Below are 21,405 nucleotides of genomic sequence, written 5' to 3'. Positions count from 1 at the left end.
ACGCCCGTGGCCCTGTGCTCACTCCTGGTACAGGTAGAGCACGTAGCTGTTGAGCAGGTAGGCCAGGAAGAGAAAGATGCTGGCCCAGCCCATGCGCCGGTACAGCCGGCCCTCGTCGCGGTAGAACAGCCCCACCACCGTGGCCCCCGTCATGGCAATGGCGGAGAAGGCCGAGACCGCATGCACCGGCGCCACCTGGGCAAGCAGCGAACCCTCCAGATAGGCAAGGTCGTCCACTGCGATCAGGGTGAGGTTGAACAGGTTGCTGCCGAACAGGTTGCCGATGGCCATGTCGAGCGCACCCAGCCTGAGCGCGGCGAGGGTCACCACCAGCTCCGGCGTGGTGGTCACCAGCGCGACGAAAATGGTGCCCACGAAGCTGCGTTGCCAGCCCATGGCCGCAGCCAGTTCTTCTGCCACGAAGGGCAGCCACAGCGCCGCGAGCACCACCACGCCTGCGAAGGCGGCATAGCGCGCCACCGCCTGACGCAGGGTGATGTCCGGATAGCGGGCGGCCCGCTCCGCCACATAGGCATCCTGCTGCGCGGTTTCGTAGAGATAGAGCACCCGCATGGCGACCAGGTAGAGAACGAGGATGACCGGGGTGTAGAGCCCCACATGTCCAAGCTGCGGTGCAATGCCCGTGGGTGCCACCAGCAGGTTGAAGCCCACCACCGCCAGCATCACCAGGGAAAAACCGGCCGCGAGAATGTGGCCGTGGCTGGCGCGGGTGTAAACCGAGGCCTCCCGGTGCAAAAAGTCCAGCAGGAAAATCATCGCCAGATTCATCACGCACGCCCCCAGCACGTTACCCACCGCGATGTTGGGTACATTGGCCACCGTCACCGACGACACCCCGGTGACCAGTTCCGGCAGGGAGGTGACGGTGGCCATGAGCACGAGGCCAATCCAGCTGCCGCCCAGACCGGTCTTTTCGGCGATCACATCCCCATAGCGGGAGAGCCGCGAGCCGGCCACGCCGATGATCAGAAGACAGAGGAAAAGCTTGCCCCAGATCAGGGTGGGGTCTGCCACGGTCGTTCCTTAGTTATTTGCTCGAGCAGCCGGCGCACCGGCGCCGGCAGCGCGGCGCCCTTCAGTTCTTCCAGGGGCAGCCACAGCCGGCCGGCCTCGGCCACCCCCCGCGCCGCCTGCACCTGGACCAGGCGCGGCCACATGCGCAGGCGGAAATGGGTAAAGTCGTGCACCAGCGGCGGCAGTGTCTGGCAACGCAAGGGGTGATAGCCCAGACGTCGCGCCTGCGTGAAACCATCCTCCTCCAGGGTCGTTTCGGGCAGACTCCACAGCCCACCCCACACACCCGTCGGGGGCCGTTTTTCCAGCAGCACTTCATCGCCGGCCAAAAGCACCAGGAGGGCCGTGGCCCGCTCGGGCAAAGGCCTGCGCGGACGGGGGCTCGGCAGTTCACCGGTGCGGCCGGCGCGGTGGGCCACGCAATCTTCCTGCACCGGGCAGCGGTCACAGGCGGGCCGGCTGCGGGTGCAGACCGTCGCCCCCAGATCCATGAGACCCTGGGTGTAGGTTTCCACTTCCTGCCCGGGCAGCCGGTCTTCCGCGATCCGCCACAGTCGGGCTTGCACCTGCCTGTCACCGGGCCAGCCCGCCACCCCGGCATGGCGCGCCAGCACCCGCTTGACGTTGCCGTCCAGAATGGCCGCGCGCTGGCCGAAGGCAAACACCGCCACCGCGGCCGCGGTGGAGCGCCCCATGCCGGGCAGCGCGGCGAGCGCGGAAGAATCGGAGGGAAACCGTCCCCCGTAGGCATCGACGATGACGCGCGCAGCCTTGTGCAGGTTGCGCGCGCGGGCGTAGTAGCCGAGCCCGCTCCATTGGGCGAGCACCTCGTCTTCCGCCGCGGCGGCCAGCGTGGCCACATCCGGAAAGCGCAGCATGAAGCGCTGGTAATAGGGGATCACCGTGGCCACCTGGGTCTGCTGCAGCATGATCTCCGAGACCCAGATGCGGTAGGGGTCGCGCGTGCCCTGCCAGGGCAGATCGTGGCGGCCGTGGCTGCGCTGCCAGGCGATGAGGCGGGCAGCGAAATCCGGTCCGGGCATCCTCAACGTCCGAACAGACCCTTGAGCAACTCCTCGCGGGCCTTTTCCTTGATTGCCTGGGTTTTCTCCTCGACCCTGGCCTTGGCCGATTCGGTGACCAGGGCGCGCGGATCCACGCTGTACTTGAGCGCATCGAAGGGGCCACTGGCCCGCAACGGGATCGTCACGCCCTTGAGCTGCGCGAGTTCCCGCCCTCCCTGGCCTTCCAGGGTGCCCACCACGGCCACCCTGGCCAGATAGTCCAGCGTGCCGGCGCCGATGTCGATGTCGCCGCCGCCGGCCACCCGCAGCAGGGGCGATTTGAGCACGAGATCGTCGTTGTGGGCGACCCCCTTGCGGATGCGGAAACTGGCATGCAGTTCGGAGAAGTCGGTCTGCTCCGTGGCAGCCGCGCTCTGGGTCTGCAGCCCGCCGGTGAGGGCCGATTGCGCCCGGCGCAGCATGGCGGCGATGTTGACACCCTTGATGGCACCGTCGGTCAAATTCACGGCGGCCGTGCCGTCCAGGGCCCTTTTCATGGCACTCACCGTGGCACCCTCGGTGGTGACGTCCAGCGTGACGCTGCCGCGTCCCTCCAGCACATCCTTCTCGGCCAGGTCCCGCAACAGGGGACCGATGCGGATGCCGGACAGGTTTTGGCGCAGGCTCACACGGGGGCTGGCGCTGGTGGTGGCCGAAGCCGACCCCTGCAGCATCCCTTCGTACAGATTCGCGGAGATCGGATCGACGACGATGCGGCCGTCACCGGCACGCAGCTCGAGGCGCAGGTTGCGGGTCTTCACCCTGGCCATCTTCAGCTCACCGACGCGAAGGCTGCCCCTGGCATTCAGGGTCTTGAGCGCGGACAGGTCGATGGGACGCTCCGCTTCCGGCTGCGCACCCTTGGGTTTCGGGGGCAGGTAGCGGTCCAGATCCAGCCGGTCGATGGCGATGTCGAAGGCGAGCTGCAGGGGTTCGAAGGACGTGGCTTCCAGCTTCGCCTGCAGGGTGCTGTCGTCCAGCCGGGTGACGAGCTCGGCCCCCGCGGATTTTTTCGCCAGGTCTGCGCGTGCCCGGCCGCCGAGGCTCAACTTGAGCCCGCCCCGGGCGAGCCCCGGATGGGCGAGCTCCAGGGTGCCGGCGAGTTTCCCCAGCTCGAGGGTACGCGTCTCCAGGCTGCCCGCCAGGGGACTCGCAAGCCGCGCCTTGATGGTGCGCTCCCCCTGCCTGCCCTCGATGTCGAGGCTTGCCTGACTGACCTGGAAGCGACGGGTGCTGCCGGTCAGGTCCGGCAGCACCAGGGCCGCCGTCAACAGGCCCCCGGGCTGCTCGACTTTCGCCTGGAGGCTGAGCCGGCCGGCTTCGGCCTTGTCCTGGGCGAGCAGCAGCCGGGGGGCATCGAGGGCGATATCGAGCCGGTCGGGGCCGCGCGTGCCCTTGAGGCTGAGCGTGACGTCCTTGAGGAGGATCGACTGGGCGCTCCCGGCCGCCGGCAGCCGAAAGTCCCCATTGCCGCACAGGGAGAGATCGAGCCCGCTCAAACCGGCGGCGTCGCCGGTCACCTTAAGGTCCAGCTTGTCGAGGGCGTAATGCCTGTCCGCCAGGGCAAACAGCAGCCCGCTTTTGATGTCCACCCGGGCGGCGACCGCCGGCTCGCTCGCCGCCAGCCTGAAGTGCGCCTCGATGTCGGTAGGGGTGTTGTCGCGAATGCGCCCGGTTTCCAGGTCGAAGTCGCTCACCGTCAGTTTGCGGTTTGCCATGCGGTCGTCAAAGCTCAGCGCACTGCGGCTCACCCGCACCCCCGCGATGTCGAACCTCACCTGCCGGGATTCCTCCTGCGAAAGGAGGTCATCGAAATTGGTGGAACCGTCCGCGTTGCGCACCAGCTGGGCGCGCGCGCCCTCGACCACGATCCTGTCCACCACCAGTTCCCTCCTGAGCAGCGGCAGCCACGCGACATAGAGCCGTAGGCTGTCCACGGCCGCGAACTCGTCCGTCCCCCTGTGCTCGGACAGACGGGTTTTGCCGAGATCGATGCCCAGTTTGGGGAAAAGCTTGAGTGTGATGTCGCCCTCGATAGTCAGGGTGCGCTGCTTCTTTTCCTGCACCAGCTTCACGATCTCGGGCTTGAAGGCGTTGGGGTCCACCGTGAAGGCGATCACCGCAAGCGCCATCAGAAACAGCGCAACCAGACCGCCGACGGAGATCAGCAGGTATTTGAGGGCCTTGGGCACGGACGGCAGCTCCTGCGCGGTGGGATGGGACCTGTCATTGTAGCGTCGCCGGGACTGGGGGGACGACCCGCCCCGTGGCTTCTCACCCACCGCCCGCTCCAAATTCAAAGGGCCCCGTGCGGGGCGCAAACCACCCAGCCAACGAACCCGAAGAGGTCGGGTGATGGGAATGTGGCCGGCTCGCCTCAGGGCGATCCGGCCATCCCTCACCGCCTCCGGCGGTTCGGGACCGCCCTCCGGGCGTCCAAGCCGAGCAGTGCTCGGCTTGTCGAACCCGGTGGCTTCTCACCCACCGCCCACTCCAAATTCAAAGGGCCCCGTGCGGGGCCCTTTGAATTTGGAGCGGGTGATGGGAATCGAACCCACGTTAAGAGCTTGGGAAGCTCCCGTTCTACCATTGAACTACACCCGCCTGGTAAAAACGTTTGACCTGACCGGCCGCGCTCGAGGCGCGTACCCGGCTGTGGTAGAATCGGGCGCTTATCATACTGGGTTTCGAGGCGTTGTTGAAGGTGATCGAGCTCTGGGTCAACGGCCAGGCACAACGGGTGCCGCCCCATACCACGGTGGCGGGGCTGATCGAGAGCATGAACCTCGCCGGCAAGCGCCTGGCAGTGGAACGCAACGGGGAAATCGTCCCCCGGAGCCGCCACGCAGAGGTGGAACTCCAGCCGGGCGACCGGCTCGAAATCGTCGTCGCCGTGGGCGGCGGCTGAACCGCAGACGCAGCCCCGGCTGCCGCTTTCTCCATTCCCACCTGGAACACACCATGGACAATCTGGTCATCGCCGGCAGGAGCTATCGCTCACGCCTTCTGGTCGGCACCGGCAAATACCGGGACTTCGACGAGACCCGCCGGGCGGTGGAAGCCAGTGGCGCGGAAATCGTCACGGTGGCCATCCGCCGCACCAACATCGGCCAGGACGCGAGCCAGCCCTCGCTGCTGGACGTGCTGCCCCCGGACCGGTACACCTACCTGCCCAACACCGCCGGCTGCTACACGGCGGAGGAAGCCATCCGCACCCTGCGCCTGGCGCGGGAGCTCCTGGACGGCCACGATCTGGTCAAGCTGGAGGTGCTGGGCGACCCCCAGACCCTCTACCCCAACGTGGTGGAAACCCTGCGTGCAGCGGAAATCCTGGTGAAGGAAGGCTTCAAGGTGATGGTCTACACCTCGGACGATCCCATTGTCGCCAAGCGGCTGGAGGACATCGGCTGCGTGGCCATCATGCCTCTGGCTTCCCTCATCGGCTCCGGCATGGGCATTCTCAATCCCTGGAACCTGCAGATCATCATCGACCGCATTTCGGTGCCGGTGATCGTGGACGCAGGGGTGGGCACGGCCTCGGATGCCGCCATCGCCATGGAGCTGGGTTGCGACGCGGTGCTCATGAACACCGCCATCGCCGCAGCCAGGGATCCGGTGCGCATGGCTTCCGCCATGAAGAAGGCGGTGGAGGCCGGACGGGAGGCCTATCTCGCCGGCCGCATGCCCAAGAAGATCTACAGCGCAAGCCCCAGCTCGCCCACCACCGGCATCATCGGCAGCAACGGCTGAACGACGCAACGCAGGCCGCGCCCGGGCCTCACCTGATGTCGAGAAACCGGGCCAGCTCGTCGTAATCCGAGAGCTTGGCCGGCTCGAAATGGGTGTAGCCGTTGAACTTGAAATATTCCGAGGCCTCCGGATCCTCGTGGGCCTTGAGCAGGGCCTGGACCACGGTTTGCGTCTGGGGGAAATCCTTGCGCACGGCGAAGGTCAGGTGGGGCATGCCCTTGCCCTGCAGGACCATCACCAGGTTGTAGCCCCGGTTGGTCCAGACGTTGAACAGGGGGCTGGCCGCCACCCCCACGTCGATGAGCCGGTACTGGAGGGCGTTGAGGACGGCCGTGGCATCGCTGTAGAAGGTGACGCTCTGGAAGTACTTGGCCGGATCGATGCCCATGGTTTTGAGCTCCGCCAGGGCGAGCTGGGTGATCATGGCGTCCTTCTCGTAGAAGCCGATGCGCTTGCCCTTCATGTCCTCGGGGAAGGCGATGCCGCTGTCGGCCAGGGCCATGAAGGCGGCGGAAAGCAGCCCCGGGATCTTGACCACTGGCTCATAGCCCGCCAGCCGGTTGGCCTTGACGATCATGGACGGCGGCGCGTACATGAAGTCGTAGCGCCGCGCCTGGGCCTGCTTCATGTATTCGTCGTAGGTTTTCACCGCCTCCACCCGCACCGGCTTCTTGAGCTGCCGCGCCAGGTAGTTGGCCAGGCCCTGATATTCCCGCACCACGATGATGGGGCTGCGCACGTAGTCCTGCACGCCGAGGATGTAGTAGTCCGCCGCCCGTCCGGGCAGGCTCACGAGTAGCAGGATGATGCCGATCAAACCAGTGCCGAGTTTCATGCTTGTCTCCTTGTCGTTGTGGATGTTGTCCCCTGGGGGCCGGGCCATTACAAGCCGGCATCCTTCCTCCGTCAAGCCAGGCCCGTCGAGGGTCCGCGCTCCGGCCGGAATCTGCCGGGCCTAGGCCTTCATGAATTCCTCCGCCTGGGGCAGCCAGCGGGCCAGGTGCCGTTCCACGACCTCCGGGTATTGCGCCAGGAGCCGCGGCGCCAGATTTCGCGCCACCTCCAGCAGGGCCGAGTCGGCGGTCGGGTCGGCGATTCTCAGCATGGGCACGCCGCTCTGGCGGGCACCGAGGAACTCTCCCGGCCCCCGCAGGGCGAGATCCTGCCGGGCGATTTCGAAACCATCGGCAGATTCGTAGATGATCTTTAGCCTCGCCCGCGCGGTTTCCGACAGGGGCCGCTGGTAGAGCAGGATGCAGACGCTGGCGGCCGCCCCCCGTCCCACCCGGCCGCGCAGCTGGTGCAGCTGTGCCAGCCCCATGCGCTCGGCGTGCTCGATCACCATCAGGGAAGCATTGGGGACATCCACTCCCACCTCGATCACGGTGGTGGCTACCAGGAGCTGGATGGTCCCGGCCTTGAAGGCGTCCATGACCTCCGCCTTCTCCCGCGCCCCCATGCGGCCATGCACCAGACCCACGCGAAGCTCGGGGAAGGTGGCGGACAGGTTCGCGTAGGTTGCCTCGGCGGCCTTCAGCTGCAGCTTTTCCGACTCCTCCACCAGGGGGCAGACCCAGTAGGCCTGGCGTCCCTCCCGGCAGGCGGCGCGGATGCGGGCGATCACCTCGTCGCGGCGGGACTCGTCCACCAGCTTGGTCACCACGGGGGTGCGCCCCGGAGGCAGCTCGTCGATCACGGAAACGTCGAGATCGGCGTAGTAGCTCATGGCCAGGGTGCGCGGGATGGGGGTGGCGCTCATCATGAGCTGGTGGGGGTTCACGCCCTTGTTGTGCAGGGCGAGCCGCTGGGCAACCCCGAACCGGTGCTGTTCGTCCACCACCGCGAGCCCCAGGCGCGCGAACTCCACCTCCTCCTGGAACAGGGCATGGGTGCCCACCGCCAGGGGGGCGGCGCCCGCGGCGATGAGCCGCAGCATGTCCGCCCGCTCCCGTTTCGGCACGCTGGAGGACAGCCACGCCACCCGCACGCCCAGGGGTTCGAACCAGTCGGCCAGCTTGCGGTAGTGCTGCTCGGCGAGGATCTCGGTGGGCGCCATCACCGCCGCCTGCCAGCCGCTGTCCATGGCCTGGGCACAGGCGAGCGCGGCCACCACGGTCTTGCCGCTGCCCACGTCCCCCTGCAGCAACCGGTGCATCGGATGGGGCTGGGCAAGATCCCGCGCGATCTCGGCCACCACCCGCTCCTGGGCGGCGGTGAGCCGGAAGGGCAGCCGGGCGCGCAGGCGAGCGGTCAGCTCTCCCTGCCGGTCCAGCACCGGGGCACCCCGCTGGCGTCGGCGCTGGTGATGGCGGCGCAAGGAGAGCTGCTGGGCGAGGAGCTCGTCGAACTTGAGCCGCTGCCAGGCGGGATGGTCGCGTCCCTCCAGCTGCGCCAGGGACGCATCGGGCGGTGGCTGGTGCAGATAGCGCACGGCGGTGCCGAATTCCGGCAGGCCCAGTTCCGCCCGCAGGACCTCGGGCAGGGTATCGCTGAGATCGGCGCGCGCCAGCGCTTTGGTCACCAGGCTGCGCAGGGCCGGCTGGGACAAGCCGGCGGTGGTGGGATAGACCGGCGTGAGGCTGTCCTTGAGCGGCGCACTCTCCTTCACCACCCGAAACTGGGGATGCACCATTTCCGGGCCGAGGAAACCCTGGCGTATCTCCCCCAGCAGGCGCACACGCGCCCCCTCCTCGAGGGCCTTCACCTGGTTGGGGTAGAAATGCAAAAGGCGCAGGTAGAGGCTGCCGCTGGCATCCTCGATCAGGCACACGAGCTGACGGCGCGGCCGGAACCGCACCTCGGCCTTGACCACCACCCCTTCCACCTGCACGGTGCGGCCGAGGGGCGCCTCGCGGATGGGATAGAGGTGGGTCTCGTCCACATAGCGCAGGGGCAGGTGCAGCACCAGATCGAAGTCGCGCCGGATGCCAAGCTTTTTCAGCTTCTCGCGCAGCGCCTGCGGCGCGCCGGCGATGATCCCTTCCGGCGCGCCCGGTTCCGGCGGCGCCCCGCGCTTCACCCGCCCAACCTCAGGCGCCGATGACCATGACCGCGTCCGCCTCCACCAGCGCGCCCCGGGGCAGGGAAGCCACCCCCACCGCCGCACGCGCCGGATAGGGCTCGCGGAAATACTGGGCCATGATCTCGTTCACCCGGGCAAAGTGGCCGAGGTCGGTCAGGAAGACATTGAGCTTCACCACGTCGGCGAGGCTGCCCCCCGCCGCCTGGGCCACCGCCTGCAGGTTGCGGAACACCTGGTGGATCTGGTTTTCGATGCCCTCCACCAGCGTCATGCTGGCCGGATCCAGCCCGATCTGGCCGGAGAGATAGACGGTGCTGCCCGCACGCACCGCCTGGGAGTAGGTGCCGATGGCCTGGGGCGCCTGATCCGTCCTGATGATTTGTCTGCTCATTTCCGATTCCCCCTTGTCGTTGCCGGTTCGCCTGCTCCACCGGGGACCAGGCCGACGGTGCGGACCGCGTCCCCCGGCGCAAATCCACTCACCCCTTCATGCGCGAGATGCGTGCCACGTCCGGGATCTTGCGCAGCTCGCGCATCACCCGCGCCAGGTGGTTGCGATCCTCCACCTGCAGGGTGAAATACATGGCGGTGTAGGCGCTGCCCGGTTCCTCCTCCATGCTAACGTTCTCGATGTTGGAGTTGGCCCCGGCGATGGCCGCCGCCACCTTGGCCAGCACCCCGCGCTGGTTGGCCACCACCAGTTTCAGACTCACCTCGAACAGCCGGCGGGTATCCGGGTCCCATTCCACGTCCACCCATTTGTCCGGATCCTCCCGGTATTTCGCCACCGCCGGGCAGTCATGGGTGTGGATCACCAGTCCCTGGTCCTTGTTGATGAAACCGATGATGGGGTCGCCCGGGATCGGCCGGCAGCACTTGGCGAACTGCACCGCCAGACCTTCCGTGCCACGAATGGTGATGGAACCCAGGGCCTTGCGGTCGGCGGGCTCCTCACCGATGGCCAGCAGGCGGCGCGCCACCACCAGATTGAGCCGCTTGCCCAGGCCGATCTCGGCCAGCAGTTCCTGCTTGCTGGACAGTCCATACTCCCGCAACAGCTCGTTCCAGTGGGCCTCGTCGATGCGCGAAAGTTCGCTGTTGAGGGCACGCAGGGCCTGGGCCAGCAGCTGCTCGCCCAGGCTGGCCGCCTCCTCGGTGCGCATGCGCTTGAGCCAGGCGCGGATGTGGGAGCGGGCCTTGCCGGTGACCACGTAGTTGAGCCAGGCCGGATTGGGGCGGGCCGTGGGGGAGGTGATGATTTCCACCTGATCGCCGTTCCTGAGCTCGGTGCGCAGGGGCGCGAGTTCGTTGTTGATCTTCACCGCGACACAGTGATTGCCCACGTCGGTGTGCACGGCATAGGCGAAATCCACGGCCGTGGCGCCCCGCGGGAGGGCCATGATTTTGCCCTTGGGGGTGAACACATAGACCTCGTCCGGGAACAGGTCCACTTTGATGTGTTCCAGGAATTCCACCGCATCGCCGGATTCGCTCTGGATTTCCAGCAGGCTCTGCAGCCACTGGTGGGCTTTCTGCTGGGCCCCGTCGATGGGTTCCTCCCCGGTCTTGTACAACCAGTGGGAGGCCACGCCCGCCTCCGCGACCTTGTGCATCTCCTGGGTACGGATCTGCACCTCGATGGGCGTGCCGAAGGGGCCGAACAAATGGGTGTGCAGGGACTGATAGCCGTTGGCCTTGGGGATGGCGATATAGTCCTTGAACTTGCCCGGAATGGGCTTGTACAGGCTGTGCAGCGCCCCCAGGGCGAGATAGCAGCTGGGCACGTCCTTCACCACCACCCGGAAGCCGTAGATGTCGAAGACCTCGGAAAAGCTCAGGCCCTTTTCCTGCATCTTGCGGTAGATGCTGTAGAGATGCTTCTCACGGCCGGTGACCGTGGCCTCGATGCCCGCCTCCTTCAGTTTCTGGGCGATGGCCTCCTGCACCTTCTCGATGATGGCCCGCCGGTTGCCCCGCGCCGCCTTGACCGCCTTGGCCAGCACCTGGTAGCGGGTGGGATAGAGGTAGCGGAAGGCGAGGTCTTCCAGTTCCTGGTAGAGGGCGTTGAGCCCGAGCCGGTTGGCGATGGGGGCATAGATTTCCAGGGTTTCCCGCGCGATGCGCTTGCGCTTGTCGGGCGGCATGGCATCCAGCGTGCGCATGTTGTGCAGCCGGTCCGCCAGCTTGATGAGGATGACGCGCACGTCACGCGCCATGGCCAGCAGCATCTTGCGGAAGTTCTCCGCCTGCTGGTGGGCCTCGGTCTGGAACTCGATCTTGTCCAGCTTGGACACCCCGTCCACCAGCTCGGCCACGGATTTGCCGAACTGGGCGGCGATCTCCTCCTGGGAGACCTGGGTGTCCTCCACCACGTCGTGGAGCAGGGCGGCGCACAGGGCCTGGGCATCCAGATGCCATTTGGCCAGCAGGCTGGCCACCGCCACCGGATGGGAGATGTAGGGTTCGCCGCTCTTGCGGAACTGGCCCTCGTGGGCCTGCTTGCTGAACTGGTAAGCCTTTTCGACGAGGGCGACGTCTTCGGGCTTGAGGTAGGTTAGCTGCTCACGAAGCTCGATCAGGTGCATGGGCGATCATGGCGCTCGCGTGGCAGCAGGGGTGCGGGCGTCAGGCCTGTCCCTTGTTGAGCACTTCCAGCCCCACCTTGCCCGCGGCGATCTCGCGCAGGGCGATCACCGTGGGCTTGTCGCGGTTGGGTTCCACCAGGGGGGTGGCGCCGTTGGCGATCTGGCGTGCGCGGGCCGTGGCGGCCAGGGCCAGCTCGAAGCGGTTGGGAATGTGTTTCAGGCAATCGTCTACGGTGATGCGTGCCATGGTGACCTCATGGGAATCTCGGGAATGCGCCCTTCAGCCCAAAAGCTCCTTGAGCAGGGACGCGTGGCGGGCCAGCTGGCCCTCCACCCGCAGGCGCTGGGCGCGCACCACGGCCTGCAGATCCAGGCTGGCCGTGGAGAAATCGTCGTTAATGATAACATAGTCGAATTCCCCCACGTGGCTCATGTCCTCGCGCGCCGCCGCGAGGCGCCGTTCGATCACCTCCTCCGCATCCTGGCCGCGCCCCCTGAGGCGCACCCGCAGCGCCTCCAGCGAGGGCGGCAGGATGAATATGGACACCGCCTTGGGCATCAGGCGCCGGATCTGGGCCGCCCCCTGCCAGTCGATCTCCAGCAGGATGTCGGTGCCGGCCGCGAGCTGTTCCTCGATCCAGCGCTGGGACGTGCCGTAGTAGTTGCCATAGACCTGGGCGCTTTCCAGGAAATCGCCCCGATTGAGCATCGCCATGAACTGCTCCACCGACACGAAGTGGTAGTGCACGCCGTCCACTTCGCCGGGCCGCGGCGGGCGCGTGGTGTAGGACACGGAGAGCTTCACCTGGGGGTCGGCTTCCAGGAGCGCCCGCACCAGGCTGGTCTTGCCGGCACCGGAGGGCGCCGACACCACGAACACGTTTCCCGACATGTCTTTTCCTCACTCGATGTTCTGTACCTGCTCGCGCATCTGCTCGATCAGCACCTTGAGTTCCATGGCGATCTGGGAGACCTCCGCGTCCATGGACTTGGAGCCCAGGGTATTGGCCTCGCGGTTTAGCTCCTGCATGAGAAAGTCCAGGCGCTTGCCCACGGCGCCGCCCCTGGCCAGCACCCGCTCCACCTCGTCCAGATGGGTCGTGAGCCGGGAGAGCTCCTCGTCCACGTCCACGCGCTGGGCGAACAGGACGATCTCCTGACGCAGGCGCTCGTCGTCGGCCGCGGCGCCCGCTTCCCGCAGGCGCGCCGCCAGTTTCTCCTGCAGCGCAGCGATGACCCCCGGCAGGCGCGGCCGCACCCGTTCCGCCAGGGCGCGCATGGCCGCCACCCGTTCCCGGATCAGCCCGCTAAGCTTCTCCCCCTCCCGCGCCCGGGTGGCGTTGAGTTCGTCCAGGGCCCGGGCAACCAGCTCCAGCACCGCCTCGCGCACCGTCTCCCGCGACACTTCCTCCACCGCGATCATGCCCGGCCAGCGCAGGATGTCCGCCACCGACAGCGGCACGGTCTCGGGAGCGGCCGCGCGGATCCCGGCCGCCAGCTCCAGGAGCCGGTCCAGCAGGGCGCGATTCACATGCAGCGCCGCCGCCTCGCCGGTTCTCGGTGTCATGCCCAGCCGGCATTCCACCTTGCCCCGGGACAGCCGGCCCATGATGGTTTCCCTGAGCAGCGGTTCCAGCGCCCGGAATTCCTCGGCGATGCGGAACTGGAGATCGAGATAGCGGCTGTTGACCGACTTGAGTTCCAGGTTGAGGGTGCCGTTGGGCAACTCCCGGCTTGCCACGGCATAGCCGGTCATGCTGTAGATCATTGACACTGCTCCCAAAAACGCCCTTTGACTTCCCCCGGGCAAATGCCGAAAATGGCAACAAACCCGCGGTTTGTCAAACAGAAGCACACATTCGGGCTCTCACAGATGGCGACACAACCCAACCGGGCGCTTCCGGATGGCTATCAGCTGCTGAACTACAAGATCGCCAAGCAGCTCTCGGGGGGCGGTTTTTCCATCGTCTATCTCGCCCACGACGAAAACGGCGTGCCCGTGGCAATCAAGGAATACCTGCCCAGCCAGCTGGTGTTGCGGGAGGAGGGTTCCGTGGTGCAGGCCACCACCGCCGAGAACCTGGCCACCTTCCGCTACGGCATGAAATGCTTCTTCGAGGAAGGGCGCGCGCTGGCCAAGATCAACCACCCCAACGTGGTGCGCGTGATCAATTTCTTCCGCGCCAACGAGACGGTGTACATGGTCATGCGCTACGAGCGCGGCAAGACCCTGCAGGAGGAAATCCAGTCGCGCAAGCGCACGGTCAAGGAAAGTTTCATCCGGCGCGTATTCGCGGAAATGCTCAACGGCCTGCGCGAGGTGCACACGCACAAGATCCTGCATCTGGACATCAAGCCGGCCAACATCTACATCCGCATCGACGGCTCGCCGGTGCTGCTGGATTTCGGAGCCGCCCGCCAGACCCTCACCAACGAAAAAAGCCGGCTGTCGCCCATGTACACGCCGGGGTTTGCCGCGCCCGAGCAATACAAGAACCGGGACATCCTCGGCCCCTGGACCGACATCTACAGCGTCGGCGCCAGCATGTTCGCCTGTCTGGCGGGCTTCGCGCCCCAGGCCGCCGACCAGCGCCTGCAGAACGACAAGCTGGCCTCGGCGCGCAAGCTGTGGGGCGGCCAGTATTCGGACCAGTTGCTAGACATCATCGACTGGTGCCTGCAGCTCAACTACATGGACCGTCCCCAGAGCGTGTTCCAGCTGCAGAAGGCGCTGATGGAAGTGGTGCCCGCGCCGGAAAAGAAAAAATCCCTCATCGACAGCATCAAGACCACCCTTACCAGGGAAATCTTCTGAGCAGCGCCCATGAAATTCTCCATTTCCCAGGCCAGCCGCCAGGGCGGGCGCAAATACAACCAGGACCGCGTAGCCTATTCCTACAGCCGGGACGCGCTGCTCATGGTGGTGGCCGATGGCATGGGCGGCCATTTCCACGGCGAGGTGGCGGCCCAGATCACGGTGCAGATGGTCACGGACCTGTTCCAGAAACACGCGCGGCCGCTGCTCAAGGATCCGCTGGCCTTCCTCAACCACGCCCTGCACTCGGCACACAAGGCCATTACCGCCTATGCCGACAAACATGGTCTGCTGGAGTCGCCGCGCACCACCTGTGTCGCCTGCGTGGTGCAGAACAACAGCGCGTGCTGGGCCCACGTGGGGGATTCGCGCCTGTATTTCTTCCGGGGCATGAAGCTCATCGCGCGCACCCATGACCACTCCAAGGTGCAGCAGCTCTTTGACCAGGGCCGCATCAGCGAGGCCGAAATGCTCACCCATCCCGAGCGCAACAAGATCTACAACTGCCTGGGCGGGCTGCTGCCGCCCGAGGTGGAACTGTCCCGGCGGGTCCCCATCCAGCAGGGCGATACCCTCCTGCTGTGCACCGACGGCGTCTGGAGCGTGCTCTCGGAGACGGAGATCGCCTCCATCCTGGATACCTACACCATTACCAGCGCCGTGCCGGAGCTCCTGGACCATGCGGAATTCCGTGGCGGCGAGGACGGCGACAACCTCTCCGCCATCGGCATGACCTGGGGCGAACCCGTCAAGCGCGGCCTGCCCCAGGAGCTGGTCACCACCCATGCCATGCCCATGGACGAGGTGAGCACCCAGCTCGATCCCTTCAGCGTGGCGCGCGATCCCGCCGGCAGGACGCCCATCACCGAGGCCGACATCGAAAAGGCCATCGCGGAAATCCAGGAAGCCATCCGCAAATATTCCAAGTAGGGCGGTCGGCAAGCCGGGCGGGAATCTGGGATAATGGGCGCCCGGTTCTTTTTTCCCCGCTCCTGCCATGCGTCCCAGCCAGCGCCGACCCGATGAGCTGCGCCCCGTGCGCATCACCCGCCGCTATACCAAGCACGCCGAAGGGGCCGTGCTGATCGAATGCGGTGACACCCGCGTCATCTGCACCGCCAGCGTGCTGGACAAGGTGCCGCCCCATGTGAAGGGCACCGGTGGCGGCTGGGTCACGGCGGAATACGGCATGCTGCCCCGTTCCACCGGGACCCGCACCGACCGCGAGGCGGCGCGGGGCAAACAGTCCGGGCGCACCCAGGAAATCCAGCGCCTGATCGGCCGCTCCCTGCGTGCGGTGGTGGACCTCACCAGACTAGGCGAGCGCACCATCCACGTGGATTGCGACGTGATCCAGGCGGATGGCGGCACCCGCACCGCCAGCATCACGGGGGCCTTCGTGGCCGTGCACGATGCCGTCACCTGGCTCATCGGGCAGGGCCTGATCGGGGAATCCCCCATCCGCGACTTCGTCGCCGCGGTGTCGGTGGGCATCTACCAGGGCGTGCCGGTGCTGGATCTCGACTATGCCGAGGATTCCAGCTGCGACACCGACATGAACGTGGTGATGACGGGCAGTGGCGGCTTCGTGGAGGTGCAGGGTACGGCGGAAGGCGCGCCCTTCAGCCGTGGCGAGATGAACGCCCTGCTCGATCTGGCGGAGCAGGGCATACGGGAACTGATTGCGGCGCAAAGGGCGGCGCTCGCAGACTAGAGAATCGTGCGCAGGCGGTGGCTGGTCCGCGGCGAACGGCCGCCGGATTGAGCTGCGCCCATGGCATCCAGGACGTTCAGGCACATGAAGAAACTCGTCATCGCCTCCAACAATCCCGGCAAGCTCCGGGAGATCCACCGCATCCTGGAGCCCCTGGGGCTGGAGGTGCTGCCGCAATCCGCCTTCAACATCCCGGAGGCGGAAGAGCCCCACTGCACCTTCATCGAGAACTGCCTGGCCAAGGCGCGCCATGCGGCGGAGCACTCGGGCCTGCCCGCCCTCGCCGATGATTCCGGTATCTGCGTGGACGCCCTCAACGGGGCGCCCGGCGTGTATTCCGCGCGCTTCGCCGGCGAGCCCAAATCCGACCAGCGCAACAACGAGAAGCTAATAGCCCTGCTCAAGAACGAATCCAACCGCCGGGCCCATTACTATTGCGTGATCGTGCTGGTGCGCCACCCCCACGACCCGGAGCCCCTGATCGCGGAAGGACGCTGGGAAGGGGAGATCATCGACCAGCCGCGCGGCAGCGGTGGTTTCGGCTACGATCCCCATTTTCTGATCCCGGAACTGGGCAAGACCGGCGCCGAGCTGCCCATGGACGTGAAGAACCGCATCAGCCACCGCGGCAAGGCCCTGGCGGCGCTGGTGGAGAAATTGAAGGCGGGCGGCATTTTGCAGCTCTGAAACAGGGCCTTTGCCGGGAACGGGCAAAGCGGTCGCAGAGCCCGGCGACAGGCTTTGCCGCGCGACCCATTGCTTTGAGGATTGCGAGGAACGACCATGACCACCATCAAGGCCACCGAAGGGGATGCCCTCATCATCGTCGATGTGCAGAACGATTTCCTCCCGGGCGGCGCGCTGGCCGTGCCGGACGGGGATGCGGTGATCGAACCCCTGAACCGGGTGCTGGACATCTTCCACACCCGGGGCCTGCCCATCTTCGCCAGCCGGGACTGGCACCCGGCCAACCATTGTTCCTTCCGGGAGCAGGGCGGACCCTGGCCGCCCCACTGCATCGCCGACACGGAAGGCGCCCAGTTTCCCAAAGCCCTGCAACTGCCGGCCTTCACCGCCATCGTCTCCAAGGCGACCACCCCGGAAAAGGACGCCTATTCCGCCTTCGAAGACACCCCCCTGGCGATGCAGCTCATGATGTATGGCGTGAAACGGGTGCTGGTGGGGGGGCTGGCGACCGATTACTGCGTGCTCAACACGGTGCGGGACGCAGTGAAAAACGGCTTCTCCGTGGTCCTGCTCACCGACGCCGTGCGCGCCGTCAACGTGCACCCGGGCGATGGCGACAAGGCGCTGGCGGAAATGCGCGCCCTCGGCGTGGTGGAAGCCGAAAGCCGCGACATCCAGTGAGAGCCGGATGCTGAGCAGCGGCAAGGTGAGCGGCCTGCTCACGGATCTCTACCAGTTCACCATGCTCCAGGGCTACCTGGAGAGCCACATGGACGAGGTGGCGGTGTACGAGTTCTTCGTGCGCAAGCTGCCACCCGGACGCAACTTCCTGGTGGCCGCCGGACTGGAATCGGTGCTCGACTACCTGCTCACGGTGCGCTTCGCGCCGGACGAGATCCGCTTCCTGGCAAAAACCGGCCGCTTCAACCGGCGCTTCCTCGACTATCTGGAGAATTTCAGCTTCACCGGCGACGTGCATGCCATGCCGGAGGGGCGGGTGTTCTTTCCGGACGAGCCCATTCTGCGCATCACCGCGCCCATCCTGGAAGCGCAGCTGGTGGAGACCCGCATCATCAACCTGCTGCACTACCAGACCCTGGTGGCGTCGAAGGCGGCGCGGGTGGTGCTGGCGGCGCCCGACCGGCTGCTGGTGGATTTCGGCCTGCGCCGCGCCCACGGAGCCGAGGCGGCGCTGCTGGGGGCACGCGCGGCCTACATCGCAGGCTTCAGTGGCAGCTCCAATGTGCTGGCCGAGCATCTGTTCGGCATTCCCAGCTACGGCACCATGGCCCATTCCTTCATCCAGGCCCACGACGATGAGGCCGCCGCCTTCGAGCACTTCGCCCGCGCCCAGCCCGGCAACGTGGTGCTGCTCATCGACACCTATGACACCGAGGCGGCCGCGCGCAAGGTGGTGGAAATCGCGCCCCGACTGAAAGCCGCCGGCATCCCCATCCGCGCGGTGCGCATCGACAGCGGCGATCTGGCCCGCCACGCCCTTGCCGTGCGCCAGATCCTGGACGCAGGCGGGCTCACCGACACCGGCATCTTCGCCAGCGGCAACCTGGACGAATACGAGATCCAGCGTCTGCTGGCGCAGGGCGCTCCCATCACCGGCTTTGGCGTGGGCACGCGCATGCTCACCTCGAGCGACGCCCCCTATCTCGACTGTGCCTACAAGCTCATGGAATACGCCGGCCACGCGCGCCGCAAGCGCTCCGAGGGCAAGGCCACCTGGCCCGGCCGCAAGCAGGTCTATCGGGAATACGACAGCGCAGGACGCATGGCCGGCGACACGCTCTGTCTGGAAAGCGAGGGCTACACCGGGGAGCCGCTGCTCAGACTGGTGATGAAGGGAGGCAAGCGCACCGGGCATCTGCCCGGGCTTGCCGAGGCCCGGCGGTTGTGCGCCCAAGATCTCGCCCGTCTGCCCGAGTCCCTGAAAAGCCTGGACGGTGCGCCGCCCTATCCGGTCACCATCTCCCGCGGCCTGAGGGCAATGGCGGCCGCGGTGGATGAGCACCGCGCCTGAGGCGCTGCGCCGCGGCACGCCGCCCGTTCCATCGTCCCTCCGGCACTGCCCATGTCCGCGACGGTTTCCGGCAGCAGCCCCCAGGCGGTGAGCCCGGAGCTGCCTGCCCTACCGCCCCTCGCCCTCTACATCCACCTGCCCTGGTGCGTGCGCAAGTGCCCCTACTGCGATTTCAACTCCCACGAGCTGCGCACCGGAGTGCCGGAAGAGGAATACCTGAAGGCCCTCACACGGGATCTGGAATCCACCCTCCCGGCCGTGGCCGGCCGGCGGGTGCAGACGGTGTTCATCGGCGGCGGCACGCCCAGCCTGTTTGCACCGGCCACGATCGAGCGGCTGCTCACCACGGTGCACACCCTGCTGCCCCTGGATCCCGAGGCGGAGATCACCCTGGAAGCCAATCCCGGCACCTTCGAAGTGGAGAAATTCCGTGCCTTCCGGGAAGCGGGCGTCACCCGCCTGTCCCTGGGCATCCAGAGCTTCAGCGACCGTCACCTCGCCGCCCTGGGGCGCATCCATGGCGGGCGCGAGGCGCGGGCGGCGCTGGCGTGCGCCCTGGAGCTGTTTCCCCGGGTGAACGTGGATCTCATGTTCGGCCTGCCGAACCAGAGCGTTCAAGAGGCCCTGGCCGACGTGGAAACCGCGCTGGCCAGCGGTGTGGCCCACCTTTCCACCTACCACCTCACCGTCGAACCCAACACCCTGTTCCACGCGCGGCCGCCCACCCTCCCGGACGAGGACACCGTGGCGGCCATGCAGGAGGCCATCGATGCCAGGCTCGAAGCCGAGGGGCTCGTTCGCTACGAGACGTCGGCCGCCGCCCGCCCCGGCCACGAATGCCGCCACAACCTCAACTACTGGCTGTTTGGCGACTATCTCGGCATCGGTGCCGGCGCCCACGGCAAGCTGAGCACGCGCAAGACCATCACCCGCGAAATGCGCGTGAAGCAGCCCAGAGCCTACATGGAGGCCACGCAACGGGGCGACGCGGTGCAAACGCGACAGGCGGTTTCTGCGCACGAGCGGCCGTTCGAATTCATGATGAACGCCCTGCGCCTCACTGCGGGCTTCCCGCCCGGGCTGTTTTCGGCACGCACCGGACTGCCGCTGGCGGTGGTGGAACCCGTCCTGCGCGACGCCCAGGCACGCGGCCTCCTGGAGCACACGCCGGCGTGCATCCGCCCCACCCCCCTGGGCCGCCGTTTCCTCAACGACCTGCTGACGCTGTTCCTGCCGGACTGACAACGCGGTGAAAAACGGCTGGGGCGGACCCCCTGCGCCGGGGCGCGGGGTCGCTCGCTCGACTGCTGTCGATGTTGCGGCTACTGCGCACCGCGCGCCCTGCAGCCGGCCATTCCCCACTACGTCCTCACAGGCCTGCCCTTGTTGCCCAGGAGCTTGTGGCCTACCATGGGACCCAGACACGCAAGGAGGGAATGCATGGATGTCCACACCGCCATCGAAACCCGTCGCTCCATCAAGGGCTTCGATCCCGGCCACCGCATGACGGAGGAGGAGATCACGAGGCTCTTGGGCCTCACCATCCTGTCGCCCACGGCCTTCAACATCCAGCACTGGCGCTTCGTGCTGGTGCGCGATCCCGCCCTGCGCGCGGAGATTCGCAAGGTGGCCTGGGACCAGCCCCAGGTCACCGACGCCTCGCTGCTGGTGATTTTGTGCGCCGACCTCAAGGCCTGGGCGAAGGAGCCCGCCCGCTATTGGCGCAACGCACCCCAGGCCGTGCAGGATTTCATCGTGCCCGCCATCCACGACTACTACGCCGGCCGGGAACAGGTGCAGCGGGACGAAGCCATGCGCTCCTGCGGCCTGGCGGGCATGACCCTGATGCTGGCGGCGAAGGAAATGGGCTACGACACCTGTCCCATGGACGGCTTCGATTTCGACGCCGTGGCGCGCCTCATCAACCTGCCCGCCGATCACGTGATCGCCTTCATGATCGCGGTGGGCAAGGCGGTGAAGGAACCCTGGCCGCGGGGTGGGCAACTGCCCCTGTCTGAGGTCCTCATCACCGACCGCTTCGGAGCCTGACATGGTCCTGTGCTGCGCCGACCAGGCGCCGGTCGCCCGCCCGCCCGGTATCGGCATTCCCCAGCTGCGTCCCTTCGACGGTGCAGCCTTCGAGCGCGCGGTGACCGACCTGCTCACCGCCGCCGGCATCGATCCCGCCTCCCAGCACACCGGCAAGACCGCCCGCCGGGTGCGGGAACTGTGGGAAAAAAGACTGCTGGGCGGCTATGGCCTCGACCCCGCCGACGCCCTGGGCGAAGGCTTTCCCGATCCCCGCGACGACATGGTGGTGGTGCGCGGCATCGCCATTCACGGCGTGTGCCCCCATCACCTGGTGCCGTTCCGGGGAGTGGCCCATGTGGCCTACGTGCCGGGCGGGCGCCTGCACGGCTTCGGCCGCATCGCGCGCATGGTGGATGCCATCGGCCACCGTTTCACCTACCAGGAATGGATGACGCGGGACATCGCCGAGGCCCTGGTGGTACACGGCCATGCCAGGGGCGCGGCCTGCGTCATCGAGGCCGAACAGCTCTGCCTGCTTCTGGGGGAAGACCGGCGCGGCGACGAGCGCGTCTACACCCAGGCCTTCGAGGGCGTGTTCCGCGACAGCGACCAGCTGCGCAACGAATTCCTGCGGGCCCTGGAGGCGCGCCGTCCCTGAGTCCGGCCCTGC

At 66.9% G+C, this 21,405-nt stretch carries 21 protein-coding genes and 1 tRNA gene; 11 read left to right on the top strand and 11 right to left on the bottom strand.

Translation table 11 applies throughout. From position 1 onward, the window contains the following. Window positions 1–18 precede the first annotated feature (18 nt). The 4 genes from ACZ42P_RS10475 to ACZ42P_RS10460 all read right to left on the bottom strand — a co-directional run bounded on the left by ACZ42P_RS10475 (window position 19) and on the right by ACZ42P_RS10460 (window position 4,703). On the bottom strand, window positions 19–1,035 hold the full coding sequence (locus ACZ42P_RS10475; RefSeq protein WP_464897485.1) for a sodium:calcium antiporter: 1,017 nt from the start codon (window positions 1,033–1,035) through the stop codon (window positions 19–21). Then, window positions 1,017–2,078: an A/G-specific adenine glycosylase gene (mutY, locus tag ACZ42P_RS10470; RefSeq protein ID WP_464897484.1), complete on the bottom strand. Its 1,062-nt coding sequence runs from the start codon at window positions 2,076–2,078 to the stop codon at window positions 1,017–1,019. Before mutY ends, ACZ42P_RS10475 begins: the two co-directional genes overlap by 19 nt. Window positions 2,079–2,080: 2 nt before the next feature. Then, window positions 2,081–4,291 carry an AsmA family protein gene (locus ACZ42P_RS10465; protein WP_464897483.1) on the bottom strand — a complete coding sequence of 737 codons (2,211 nt, stop codon included), beginning with the start codon at window positions 4,289–4,291 and terminating at the stop codon, window positions 2,081–2,083. Between the two features lie 338 nt (window positions 4,292–4,629). Beyond that, window positions 4,630–4,703 (bottom strand) — tRNA-Gly (locus ACZ42P_RS10460). A 103-nt stretch (window positions 4,704–4,806) separates the two neighbouring features. Between ACZ42P_RS10460 and thiS the strand changes: the two genes are divergently transcribed. Both thiS and ACZ42P_RS10450 read left to right on the top strand, forming a co-directional pair. After that, a complete protein-coding gene (thiS, locus tag ACZ42P_RS10455) occupies window positions 4,807–5,007 on the top strand; it encodes a sulfur carrier protein ThiS (protein ID WP_464899400.1) in 201 nt (66 codons plus the stop codon). 53 nt (window positions 5,008–5,060) lie between these two features. Beyond that, a complete protein-coding gene (locus ACZ42P_RS10450; RefSeq protein WP_464897482.1) occupies window positions 5,061–5,849 on the top strand; it encodes a thiazole synthase in 789 nt (262 codons plus the stop codon). A gap of 28 nt (window positions 5,850–5,877) precedes the next feature. On the opposite strand, the gene ACZ42P_RS10445 is transcribed toward ACZ42P_RS10450, so the two are convergent. The 7 genes from ACZ42P_RS10445 to ACZ42P_RS10415 form a co-directional block, all read right to left on the bottom strand. Beyond that, on the bottom strand, window positions 5,878–6,684 hold the full coding sequence (locus ACZ42P_RS10445; RefSeq protein ID WP_464897481.1) for a phosphate/phosphite/phosphonate ABC transporter substrate-binding protein: 807 nt from the start codon (window positions 6,682–6,684) through the stop codon (window positions 5,878–5,880). Between the two features lie 120 nt (window positions 6,685–6,804). Further along, window positions 6,805–8,868: an ATP-dependent DNA helicase RecG gene (recG, locus tag ACZ42P_RS10440; RefSeq protein ID WP_464897480.1), complete on the bottom strand. Its 2,064-nt coding sequence runs from the start codon at window positions 8,866–8,868 to the stop codon at window positions 6,805–6,807. Window positions 8,869–8,878: 10 nt separating this feature from the next. Beyond that, entirely contained in the window at window positions 8,879–9,262 is a 384-nt protein-coding gene (locus ACZ42P_RS10435; RefSeq protein ID WP_464897479.1) for a RidA family protein, read from the bottom strand. A gap of 88 nt (window positions 9,263–9,350) precedes the next feature. Continuing rightward, window positions 9,351–11,456: a RelA/SpoT family protein gene (locus ACZ42P_RS10430; protein ID WP_464897478.1), complete on the bottom strand. Its 2,106-nt coding sequence runs from the start codon at window positions 11,454–11,456 to the stop codon at window positions 9,351–9,353. A 40-nt stretch (window positions 11,457–11,496) separates the two neighbouring features. Continuing rightward, the gene (rpoZ, locus tag ACZ42P_RS10425; protein ID WP_347307327.1) at window positions 11,497–11,703 is read right to left on the bottom strand and encodes a DNA-directed RNA polymerase subunit omega; all 207 of its coding nucleotides are present in this window, start codon (window positions 11,701–11,703) and stop codon (window positions 11,497–11,499) included. 33 nt (window positions 11,704–11,736) lie between these two features. Next, window positions 11,737–12,348 carry a guanylate kinase gene (gmk, locus tag ACZ42P_RS10420; RefSeq protein WP_464897477.1) on the bottom strand — a complete coding sequence of 204 codons (612 nt, stop codon included), beginning with the start codon at window positions 12,346–12,348 and terminating at the stop codon, window positions 11,737–11,739. A gap of 9 nt (window positions 12,349–12,357) precedes the next feature. Continuing rightward, the gene (locus tag ACZ42P_RS10415) at window positions 12,358–13,224 is read right to left on the bottom strand and encodes a YicC/YloC family endoribonuclease (RefSeq protein WP_464897476.1); all 867 of its coding nucleotides are present in this window, start codon (window positions 13,222–13,224) and stop codon (window positions 12,358–12,360) included. Between the two features lie 105 nt (window positions 13,225–13,329). Between ACZ42P_RS10415 and ACZ42P_RS10410 the strand changes: the two genes are divergently transcribed. The 9 genes from ACZ42P_RS10410 (at window position 13,330) to folE (ending at window position 21,393) form a co-directional block, all read left to right on the top strand. Then, window positions 13,330–14,271, top strand: coding sequence for a serine/threonine protein kinase (locus ACZ42P_RS10410; RefSeq protein WP_464897475.1), 942 nt, complete (start codon window positions 13,330–13,332; stop codon window positions 14,269–14,271). A 9-nt stretch (window positions 14,272–14,280) separates the two neighbouring features. Beyond that, entirely contained in the window at window positions 14,281–15,201 is a 921-nt protein-coding gene (locus tag ACZ42P_RS10405; protein ID WP_464897474.1) for a PP2C family protein-serine/threonine phosphatase, read from the top strand. A 67-nt stretch (window positions 15,202–15,268) separates the two neighbouring features. After that, on the top strand, window positions 15,269–15,985 hold the full coding sequence (gene rph / locus ACZ42P_RS10400; RefSeq protein ID WP_464897473.1) for a ribonuclease PH: 717 nt from the start codon (window positions 15,269–15,271) through the stop codon (window positions 15,983–15,985). An 84-nt stretch (window positions 15,986–16,069) separates the two neighbouring features. After that, window positions 16,070–16,672 (top strand): RdgB/HAM1 family non-canonical purine NTP pyrophosphatase, encoded by a 603-nt coding sequence (rdgB, locus tag ACZ42P_RS10395; RefSeq protein ID WP_464897472.1) that lies wholly within the window; start codon window positions 16,070–16,072, stop codon window positions 16,670–16,672. Window positions 16,673–16,768: 96 nt separating this feature from the next. After that, the gene (locus tag ACZ42P_RS10390; RefSeq protein WP_464897471.1) at window positions 16,769–17,353 is read left to right on the top strand and encodes a nicotinamidase; all 585 of its coding nucleotides are present in this window, start codon (window positions 16,769–16,771) and stop codon (window positions 17,351–17,353) included. 7 nt (window positions 17,354–17,360) lie between these two features. Then, window positions 17,361–18,704 (top strand): nicotinate phosphoribosyltransferase, encoded by a 1,344-nt coding sequence (locus ACZ42P_RS10385; protein ID WP_464897470.1) that lies wholly within the window; start codon window positions 17,361–17,363, stop codon window positions 18,702–18,704. A 51-nt stretch (window positions 18,705–18,755) separates the two neighbouring features. Beyond that, the gene (gene hemW, locus ACZ42P_RS10380; protein ID WP_464897469.1) at window positions 18,756–19,946 is read left to right on the top strand and encodes a radical SAM family heme chaperone HemW; all 1,191 of its coding nucleotides are present in this window, start codon (window positions 18,756–18,758) and stop codon (window positions 19,944–19,946) included. Window positions 19,947–20,144: 198 nt separating this feature from the next. After that, window positions 20,145–20,753: a nitroreductase family protein gene (locus ACZ42P_RS10375; protein ID WP_464897468.1), complete on the top strand. Its 609-nt coding sequence runs from the start codon at window positions 20,145–20,147 to the stop codon at window positions 20,751–20,753. 1 nt (window position 20,754) lies between these two features. Beyond that, complete coding sequence (gene folE / locus ACZ42P_RS10370; RefSeq protein WP_464897467.1) at window positions 20,755–21,393, top strand: GTP cyclohydrolase I FolE; 639 nt, start codon at window positions 20,755–20,757, stop codon at window positions 21,391–21,393. Window positions 21,394–21,405 lie beyond the last annotated feature (12 nt).

It is taken from the genome of Thiobacter subterraneus, from assembly GCF_055379455.1.
This window is presented reverse-complemented; position numbering and strand designations above follow the sequence as displayed.

Excerpts from the sequence above, each read along its gene's own strand:
- mutY (WP_464897484.1), bottom strand. The coding sequence starts at position 2,078 with ATGCCCGGACCGGATTTCGCTGCCCGCCTCATCGCCTGGCAGCGCAGC.
- ACZ42P_RS10450 (WP_464897482.1), top strand. The coding sequence starts at position 5,061 with ATGGACAATCTGGTCATCGCCGGCAGGAGCTATCGCTCACGCCTTCTG.
- ACZ42P_RS10445 (WP_464897481.1), bottom strand. The coding sequence starts at position 6,684 with ATGAAACTCGGCACTGGTTTGATCGGCATCATCCTGCTACTCGTGAGC.
- ACZ42P_RS10435 (WP_464897479.1), bottom strand. The coding sequence starts at position 9,262 with ATGAGCAGACAAATCATCAGGACGGATCAGGCGCCCCAGGCCATCGGC.
- ACZ42P_RS10430 (WP_464897478.1), bottom strand. The coding sequence starts at position 11,456 with ATGCACCTGATCGAGCTTCGTGAGCAGCTAACCTACCTCAAGCCCGAA.
- rpoZ (WP_347307327.1), bottom strand. The coding sequence starts at position 11,703 with ATGGCACGCATCACCGTAGACGATTGCCTGAAACACATTCCCAACCGC.
- gmk (WP_464897477.1), bottom strand. The coding sequence starts at position 12,348 with ATGTCGGGAAACGTGTTCGTGGTGTCGGCGCCCTCCGGTGCCGGCAAG.
- ACZ42P_RS10415 (WP_464897476.1), bottom strand. The coding sequence starts at position 13,224 with ATGATCTACAGCATGACCGGCTATGCCGTGGCAAGCCGGGAGTTGCCC.
- ACZ42P_RS10410 (WP_464897475.1), top strand. The coding sequence starts at position 13,330 with ATGGCGACACAACCCAACCGGGCGCTTCCGGATGGCTATCAGCTGCTG.
- ACZ42P_RS10405 (WP_464897474.1), top strand. The coding sequence starts at position 14,281 with ATGAAATTCTCCATTTCCCAGGCCAGCCGCCAGGGCGGGCGCAAATAC.
- rph (WP_464897473.1), top strand. The coding sequence starts at position 15,269 with ATGCGTCCCAGCCAGCGCCGACCCGATGAGCTGCGCCCCGTGCGCATC.
- rdgB (WP_464897472.1), top strand. The coding sequence starts at position 16,070 with ATGAAGAAACTCGTCATCGCCTCCAACAATCCCGGCAAGCTCCGGGAG.
- ACZ42P_RS10390 (WP_464897471.1), top strand. The coding sequence starts at position 16,769 with ATGACCACCATCAAGGCCACCGAAGGGGATGCCCTCATCATCGTCGAT.
- ACZ42P_RS10385 (WP_464897470.1), top strand. The coding sequence starts at position 17,361 with ATGCTGAGCAGCGGCAAGGTGAGCGGCCTGCTCACGGATCTCTACCAG.
- hemW (WP_464897469.1), top strand. The coding sequence starts at position 18,756 with ATGTCCGCGACGGTTTCCGGCAGCAGCCCCCAGGCGGTGAGCCCGGAG.
- ACZ42P_RS10375 (WP_464897468.1), top strand. The coding sequence starts at position 20,145 with ATGGATGTCCACACCGCCATCGAAACCCGTCGCTCCATCAAGGGCTTC.
- folE (WP_464897467.1), top strand. The coding sequence starts at position 20,755 with ATGGTCCTGTGCTGCGCCGACCAGGCGCCGGTCGCCCGCCCGCCCGGT.